The organism is Geobacillus sp. DSP4a (assembly GCF_013096875.1).
Lineage (GTDB): Bacteria > Bacillota > Bacilli > Bacillales > Anoxybacillaceae > Geobacillus > Geobacillus thermophilus.
This window is the reverse complement of record NZ_SDLD01000073.1, coordinates 1-8,000: the sequence shown is the minus strand read 5'-3', so window position 1 is coordinate 8,000 and position 8,000 is coordinate 1. Positions and strand designations below refer to the sequence as shown.

Sequence of the window (8,000 nt, the reverse complement as noted above, 5' to 3'; positions counted from 1 at the left end):
ATGAAGTGGAATGAAGGAGACGTTGTCAAGTGCTTTCCTTGACAACGTTTCCTCATTCCACTATCCTAACAAGCAGCTGAAGAAGGTGGGTATTTTTCACACTGTCTACTTGACAGGGATATGTTCACATACCAAGAGGGCTTTTTTTATTCAAGTCCCCGAAAAAACTTCTAACAGGAATGCTCCTTTGTATTTTTTTTACACTTTAATAATAACTCATAAATAGATAAAAATAAATGAAAATTTATAAAATTTAGAATAAAATAGACAAAAAGTAGGATATGTTTTATTAAGAGGAAAAATATAACTATGTGTTATAATATGATAAACATCTGTTTTGGGGGGAAGATTGTGAAAGTATCTTTGGGGTTACTAATATTTTGGTGTCTTCTTTCAGGGTTAATTTATATGTAATAATTGAAACAGCAGTTAGAAGAGCTATAGATAGCTCTAGATTAACTGAAAAAATAGATAAAATTTTAAATGAAAAGAACAAAAGAGATTAAAGTTCTGATTGATAATTCCCTACGTATCTGTACTTGAGCAAATTTACTAACATAAAACCCGTGGTGCTATATAAATCAAACTTGGTTTTTCAACTAATTAATATTACATTACGACAACGATAATCATTCACCTATATACCCGTGGTGCTAGTTGAGCGTTAGAACTCAACTAGCCCTAGTGTGACCAGCGAATAGGCTAACAATATGCCGTCGAGCGCTACTTCAAATCCGATCATGGAATTCGCTCGAATCTCTGTGATCCGGTATTGGTCAACCAGAACCGAGAACACCGTCTCGATCACTTTGCGTTTTTGTTGGATCCACTTCTCCCATGCCTCGGACGGGCGATGTTTCTGGTTTTTTCGAGACGGAGTCCAAAGCGCCATTTGGTATTCTTCGTACAGCCTTTTTTGCAAGTCACGGCTAATGAACCCTTTGTCCCCGAGGTTATAGGGATGAGGAATTTGGGTCATCACGCTTTCGGCTGCGATTCGATCGTGGCAGGATGCTTCCGTCACCACATATCCCATTGGCAAACCTTGATCGGTCACTTGAAGGTGCAGTTTCAACCCGTAGTACCATTGCTTTTTTGAAGCGCAATACCCGATGTCGGCGATCCCTTGAAACCGTTTGACACGATGCATTCTCGCAGCATGGCACAACTCTAACGGCAAGCTATCGACCACGGCATAGGCATGATGTTGGCCGCGTTTCGCCAGTTCATGGCGGATCCATTTGATCGCAAAGCGCAGCGCTCGACAACGGCGATTGTATCGAGAACGTTCGAGAAAATGTCCATCCGTAAACAAGTTCCCAGTCACAAAGCGATGCCATGCACGTTCGGAAGAGAAGCCAAGCAGCTTTCCTAAAAGATGAATAGCAATGATCACCGTATCTTCTTGTTTCACCAAATGACGATTGCGACGTTGAAGATAGAATTGAATTTGTGACAGCTGGGCAGAAACAAAAAAGAAAATGACTGTATATTGTTTTTGAATCTTTGCTTGATCTGTAGTAAAATGAAAGTGCTCTTGCATGGGGATTCTCCTTTCGAATGTTGGGTGACACTTTCATTCTACTGGAGATCCGCCAGCAAGGGCTATTTTTATGCTTGTCTGAGTTTTATCTAGCACCACGGGTTACTATGATATGTTTTCCGACTATTTGCTTGCATTGTCGCTGGAACATCCGTTTTCCCGCATGATGTCGATTCCGTTTCGCGGGGCGAGTTTCGGAGATTATTACGTGATTCGCGAAAACGAGCTTCCGTCCGTGCTAGTAGAATTAGGATATTTGAGCAATCCGACGGAAGCGAGCATCATTGCGACAGATCGTTACCAGCAGGAAGTGACAAGCGCGATTTCCACTGGGCTTCGCAATTATTTTGAATAATGAACGAAAAGGCAGGGTGTGGGAGTATCCTGTCTTTTTCTATCTTTAGAAGCAAAGAGACAACATTGTTCTAATAGAATCGTATATGGGGTTGGGAAATTGCTAAAATAGTATAACAGTCAGGGTGAGGGGAGAAGTCGATTGCGTTTCCGGTACTTGAGATAGTAGGAGCATGGCCGGGAAGTATGATGAGTGTATCACCGACACCATTACAAGCGCAAAAAAGTGATTTTGGTTGAAGAAGTGTATTCCGAACTTCCTCCAACCATTATGGTTACGATCCTCAACTACCCTTTATTTCCTCATGAAACAGACCGTTTTCATACCGTGTTTCATTTACGTGAAGATGAGGAACATTTCCTTTGGAGTGCTCATATCGAATTCCATGCGATTGATTTGTCGCAGTTTATGGTACAATGGAAGAAATATAGACGGGAGATGAAAAAGTCAGCAGAAGTGCCGTGGCTGATGATGTTATCGGTGGTAGACGGCCGTGATAGCAGATTAGATGAAACGATGTGGAGCGAATTGGAGGAGTGGGCGATGAATGAACAAGAAATTCGCGAAGCGTTAGAAGAATGGGAAAAGCTAAGTGTCAGTCCGGAAAACCGATATGCGTATGAAATGCGTTTAAAATGGCTGCGCGATCAGCTTTCCAATCTTCTTGGGGAGCGGCGTGCAGGACTAGAGGAAGGATTGAAGAAAGGGCGGGAAGAAGGACGAGAGGAAGAACGGAAGAAAATGATTCGCCATATGGCGGCAAAAGGAATGACAGCGAAAGACATCGCCGATCTCACTGGCCTTACCGAAGAGGAAGTGCGAAAGTGGATGAAATAGTACCGGTGTAGCGCATTGTTCCTTTTCGAGTTTTACCAAAGAGAAGGAGAGCTTGCCACAGTCAGAAGTGGACGGCTCTCCTTTTTGTTTTTTCAATAATTAGAAGTATCAAGCACATTAGTAACTTATAATAAAATCAACAAAAAACAATGAATTTCGTCATAAATAGGTAAATCGAATAAACCTTTAGAACACTCACATGGAATTCCATATGATGGATCTGCACTTACATACACAATCACGGAAAATGCAAAAGAGGTTCATTATCAGTTATAATAACTTCATATATGAATGAGAATATCATGGACGAATGCGAGCGTTTGGCAGAAATGATGGGTTATTGGATGGCCATATGCCATGAATCGCATTTGCGAGCGGAGTAAACCATCAAAGGTGTGATCGAATATGGATGTTGCCGTAGCGGGTGCGGGGTATGTAGGACTTGTCACCGCCGCGTGTCTGGCGGAAAAGGGGCACAAGGTGGTGTGCGTGGATGTCGATGCGGAAAAAGTGAGGCTGCTTCAGCGCGGGAAGCCGCCGATCTATGAGCCAGGGTTGGAGGAGTTAATAAGGAAAAATGGCGAGTGGCTGCTGTTTACGACCGATTATGCGGCAGCGTATCGGCGGGCAGATGTCATCATCATCGCTGTTGGCACTCCGGAAGAGCCGGATGGATCGGTGAATTTGCGGTATGTGTAGGAAGCGGCAAAGCAAATCGCCCAGACAGCGGAAAAAGACTGTGTGGTGGCGGTGAAATCTACCGTCCCCGTCGGTACGAGCGATGAAGTGGAACGTTGGATATATGAACATCAGAAGCACCCTGTCCACATTGAGGTTGCCGCGAATCCCGAGTTTTTATCGCAAGGGACAGCAGTCAAAGATATGCTGCATGCATCGAGAATTGTGCTGGGCGTGGAATCGCCGCATGCGGAGAAGGTCATGAAAGAGCTGTACGATCCGTTTTATCTTCCTTATGTCGTGACAGACCGGAAAAGTGCGGAAATGGTGAAATACGTATCCAACGTTTTTCTCGCCTTGAAAATATCCTATATAAGTTGCAATAAAGATTTTCCGATTGTTCGATTCTGTTTTCCTTCATAACAAGTCATTTTGATAGAATGCAGCGGGCGTTCTACTGGATGTAAAACAAAGTTTCAACTTATGTATATTAATGAAATCGCGAATGTATGCGAAATGGTGGGCGCCGATATCGAAGACGTCGCGAAAGGAATGGGAATGGATCCGCGAATCGGGAGCCGCTTTTTGCGTGCTGGCATCGGTTATGGCGGGTCGTGTTTTCCGAAAGATACGAAAGCGCTGCGCTGGCTTGCGGACGGTCACGGTTATGAGCTGAAAACGGTGCAAGCGGCGATGGAAGTAAATGAAACTCAAAAAGTCAAATTGATCGAAAAGGCGAGAACGTACGTGAGCCATTTTCGCGGACTGGAGGTGGCGGTGTTAGGCCTTACGTTTAAGCCGGGAACGGACGATATCAGGGAGGCCCCTTCCCTCGCCAATATCGCGATCTTATTGGAGGAAGGCGCGAATGTAAGAGTGTGGGACCCGGTTGGGATGGAAAACGCAAAGCGCGTATTCCCGCAGGAGCTCACGTATTGTTCAACGATCGAAGAGGCGATTACGGACGCAGATATTTGTTTTATTTTCACGGAGTGGCCGGAAATCCGGCAATTTGATGTCCGCCAATATGCGAACTTAATGAAAACGCCGTTCGTGTTTGATGGCCGGAATTGTTACAGCCTAGAAAGCGCGCGCGAGGCAGGAATCATTTATGAATCGATCGGCCGGAAGCGGATGTGTCCAGCGGAAGACCACTACCGTCTGCGTGAACACGAGGATGTGTTAAATCGCTAGGCAAACAGGTTGTACTGTTATTGATCGCTTTGCATCGATGGACAAGCGTCTACATCTCCATCCGCCGCCATGGATGAGGACGGCGCGAATGGGAGTGGTGGATGCGGCTTATAGAAGAAAACTTTTTTGTTTACATAAGAGGGGGAAGACGATGAAAATCAGTGACTTTTCGATACGAAGACCGGTTTTTACGCTCGTTTCGATGATTTTAGTGTTGATTTTAGGAGCAGTGTCGCTGTTCAATATCCCGATGAAGCTGATCCCGGATATTAATCCGCCAGTCGGGGTGGTCGTAACGAGCTATCCAGGGGCGGGACCGAAGGAAGTGCTTGAGAAAGTCACGAAGCCGCTGGAGGCGAATTTGTCGACATTGCCTGGGCTAAAGTCGATCACATCGACATCGCAGGAAGGTTCTAATTTGATTTTGCTGCAGTTTTCGTGGTCGACATCGATTGATGATGTGCAAAACGATGTATTGCAGCGGATCGATCAGACGGCGCTTCCGGATGATGTCAACAAGCCGCGGTTTTTGAAGTTTGACCCGTCACAGTTCCCGATTATTCAGCTAACATTAACATCGAAGAAAGGGAACGAGGAACTTTTAAAACAATTAGCGGATCAGCTGCGAGCAGAGCTGACGAAGGTAGAAGGGGTCGCCAGTGTGAATGTTTCCGGCACGTTGACGAAAAACGTGCGGGTGCTGTTGGACCAGGAGAAATTAAAAACGTATAAGCTGAGCCAGCAAGATATTGCCAACTTTATCTCCGCCAACGATATTTCGCTTCCAGGCGAGACGGTCGTGATCGATGATAAGCAGTTAACGACCCGGATTATCAGCACGATCGACTCCATTGATACGTTAAAACAGCTCGTTGTCACGGTGAATCCGCTCAACGGCGAAAAAGTTCGTTTGCAAGATATCGCCGATATTGCGATTGTGCCGGAAAAAGAAGATACGATTACGCGCACGAACGAGAAGCCTTCTGTATTATTAAGCGTGCTGCAAAAAGCGGATGCCAATACAGCAGAAGTGTCGAAAGCGTTCGAAAAACGCTTGAACGAATTGTTGGATACGAAAAAATTTTCGGCGGTTCATGCGGATGTTTTATTTGACCAAGGCGATTTTATTCAGCGGACGATTCAGAACATTTTTCAGTCGCTCGTTCTTGGCGGAGTATTCGCGATGCTGGTGCTGTTTTTATTCTTGCGCAGTGCAAAAAGCCCGCTTATTATCGGCATCGCGATTCCGTATTCGGTCATCGTGACGTTTGTGTTAATGTATTTTGCTGATTTTACGTTAAACATGATGACGCTTGGCGGTCTTGCGCTCGGTATCGGAATGCTCGTCGATAACTCGATTGTCGTGATCGAAAATATTTACCGCCATTTATCAATGGGGAAAGATCCGAAACAAGCGGCAAGAGACGGGGTAAAAGAAGTCGGCGCTGCGATCACCGCGTCCACGTTGACAACGGTGGCCGTGTTTGTACCAGTCATTTTCATTACGGGATTAATCGGCGATTTGTTTACCGAATTTGCGTTAACGATTTCGTTTAGCTTGCTTGCGTCATTGTTCGTGGCATTGACGGTCGTGCCGATGCTGGCGAGCCGCTGGTTAAAACCGCCTCGCGAAAACATCGAGGAAAAACGCCAGTCTTCGCGCATGCTTGTCGGTCTGGACAAGATAGTGAGATGGTCGCTGCGCCATCGGATCATTGTGTTGTTGCTTGCGATCGGTACGTTAGCTTTCGGGTTATTTGGCGTTACGAAAGTCGGCATGCAGTTTTTGCCGAATACGGATGAAGGCTTTTTCTCCATCCGCGTCAACCTTGCCAACGGCAGCGCCCTCCGCGAAACGGAAAAGGTTGTTTCTTCCATTGAAGACGAGTTGAAAAAAGTAAAAGAAATTGATGCGTATGTCAGCTTAATCGGCTCGACGCAGGAGCAGGCGTTCCGCGGTACATCGCAAAGCAATGTTGCTGAAATATATGTGAAAATGAAAGACTTGGACGAGCGAGACCGTTCCGTATTTGACGTTGTCGATGACATAAAGAACGATATGGAACAGGCAGCGAAAAAAGCGAATCAAACGGCGGAAGTATCGATCAACTTGCAATCGACTGCAGGAAGTACGCCGAATACGCTTGTGTTCAGCGTGAAAGATACGAATGAAGCGCGGCTGGAAAAAGCGGTGGAAAAAATATACGACCGCTTAAGCAAACTCGATGAAGTGAACGAACTGACGACCGATATTTCGGAAACAGTCGACGAAATTCAAATCAAAGTCGATCGCGAAAAAGCGCTCGCGCAAGGGTTTACTCCAGCGCAAGTGGCGACGATGGTCAACGATATGACACGCGGTGTGACGGCGACACGCATGCTTGATAAAGAGTCGAATTTGTACAACGTTAACGTCGAATACGACGAATCGGTGAAAAACTCGGTCGACAATTTGAAAAAACTGCTGATCAAAAAGCAAGACGGCACGTTTATTCCGCTTGGCGACATTGCGGATATTACGATCGGGAAAAGCCCGGTTCAAATTCATCGCATCGATGAGCAATACGCCGTTCAGTTTACATTAAAATACAAAAACACGACGAATTTAGGGGAGATGTCCGCGATTGTCGATAAAGAAATCGCGAAATTGCATCTTCCGGAAGAGACGGAAATCGTCTTTGGCGGCGACCGCGAATTGTTAGAATCGGCGTTGGGTGATTTGCTGCTTGCCTTTGCCTTAGCGATTACGTTCGTGTACCTTGTCATGGCGGCGCAATTTGAATCGCTGAAATATCCGTTTGTCATTATGTTCACCGTGCCGCTGATGGCCATCGGTGTCGCGCTTGGCTTAATGGCAACGAAAACGCCAGTTAGCGTTATGGCGATTATCGGCGTCATCGTGCTTGCGGGTATCGTCGTCAACAACGCGATCGTGATTGTTGATTACATTAATCAAATGAAAGAAAAAGGTTTGGCGAGCTACGATGCGATTGTCACATCGGTGAAATTGCGCGTCCGTCCGATTTTGATGACGGCCTTGACAACGATTTTAGGGTTGCTGCCGCTGGCGTTTGGCATTGGCGAAGGAGCGGAAATGAACCAGCCATTGGCCATCACCGTCATCGGCGGCTTAATTAGCAGCACCTTTTTGACATTGTTCGTCATCCCTGTCGTATACAGTTTGTTTGATAAGGAAACGAGAAAAATGAAGCATAGCGGTTAAAGAAAACGATCTCCCAGCCTCGATTGGGAGGTCGTTTTTCACGGAAAAGATCCATGGGCAATGGTTTGCCCTCCACCCAGGGATGAAAATCCCCCTTTTCTTCCCATAATGAAGAATAGGCGCAAACAGTTCAACAGGACGTTATGCTTAATGGTGGCTTAGACCCTGTA

General features: G+C 45.8%; 4 protein-coding genes and 2 pseudogenes. 5 read left to right on the top strand and 1 reads right to left on the bottom strand.

Going from position 1 to position 8,000, the window contains the following annotated elements; genetic code table 11:
* Nucleotides 1–664 precede the first annotated feature (664 nt).
* Nucleotides 665–1,543, bottom strand: a complete 879-nt coding sequence (locus ETC02_RS15775; RefSeq protein WP_050368183.1) for an IS982 family transposase — start codon at nucleotides 1,541–1,543, stop codon at nucleotides 665–667.
* Nucleotides 1,544–1,655: 112 nt separating this feature from the next.
* Between ETC02_RS15775 and ETC02_RS15770 the strand changes: the two genes are divergently transcribed.
* From ETC02_RS15770 to ETC02_RS15750, 5 genes and pseudogenes are all read left to right on the top strand, one after another.
* Complete coding sequence (locus tag ETC02_RS15770; RefSeq protein ID WP_050368184.1) at nucleotides 1,656–1,898, top strand: N-acetylmuramoyl-L-alanine amidase family protein; 243 nt, start codon at nucleotides 1,656–1,658, stop codon at nucleotides 1,896–1,898.
* Between the two features lie 192 nt (nucleotides 1,899–2,090).
* Nucleotides 2,091–2,735: an Rpn family recombination-promoting nuclease/putative transposase gene (locus tag ETC02_RS15765; RefSeq protein WP_232722078.1), complete on the top strand. Its 645-nt coding sequence runs from the start codon at nucleotides 2,091–2,093 to the stop codon at nucleotides 2,733–2,735.
* A gap of 405 nt (nucleotides 2,736–3,140) precedes the next feature.
* A pseudogene (locus tag ETC02_RS15760) lies at nucleotides 3,141–3,782 on the top strand (nucleotide sugar dehydrogenase); the annotation flags it as partial.
* Nucleotides 3,783–3,899: 117 nt separating this feature from the next.
* Nucleotides 3,900–4,607 (top strand): annotated as a pseudogene (locus ETC02_RS15755) (nucleotide sugar dehydrogenase); the annotation flags it as partial.
* 151 nt (nucleotides 4,608–4,758) lie between these two features.
* A complete protein-coding gene (locus ETC02_RS15750) occupies nucleotides 4,759–7,830 on the top strand; it encodes an efflux RND transporter permease subunit (protein ID WP_033009537.1) in 3,072 nt (1,023 codons plus the stop codon).
* Nucleotides 7,831–8,000 lie beyond the last annotated feature (170 nt).